This window comes from Candidatus Phycosocius spiralis (assembly GCF_030158815.1).
GTDB classification, from domain to species: domain Bacteria; phylum Pseudomonadota; class Alphaproteobacteria; order Caulobacterales; family Aquidulcibacteraceae; genus Aquidulcibacter; species Aquidulcibacter spiralis.
The window spans coordinates 1-213 of sequence record NZ_BPFZ01000048.1 but is presented as its reverse complement, the minus strand read 5'-3'; the positions used below and the strand labels follow the sequence as shown (position 1 = coordinate 213).

The following is a 213-nucleotide window of genomic DNA, read 5'->3' as shown; positions in this document are numbered from 1 at the left end:
ATAGCTATAGCCAGGGCTCAAACTTTGGCAGCTACACGGTGCGCGGCGGCGATAGCCTGCAAAGCATTGCCCAAAACCTGTGGGGTGATAGCGGTCTTTGGTATAAATTGGCAGAGGCCAATGGCCTAAGCGGTACGTCGGCCCTGATTGAAGGCCAAACGCTGCGCCTGCCCGCGGGTGTGGTGCGCAACACCTATAATGCGTCCACCATCA

At 57.3% G+C, this 213-nt stretch carries 1 protein-coding gene; it reads left to right on the top strand.

The window, feature by feature from the left end:
- Positions 1 to 213: LysM peptidoglycan-binding domain-containing protein (locus tag PsB1_RS11820; RefSeq protein ID WP_284361859.1), on the top strand; the 213-nt coding region annotated here is incomplete at both ends.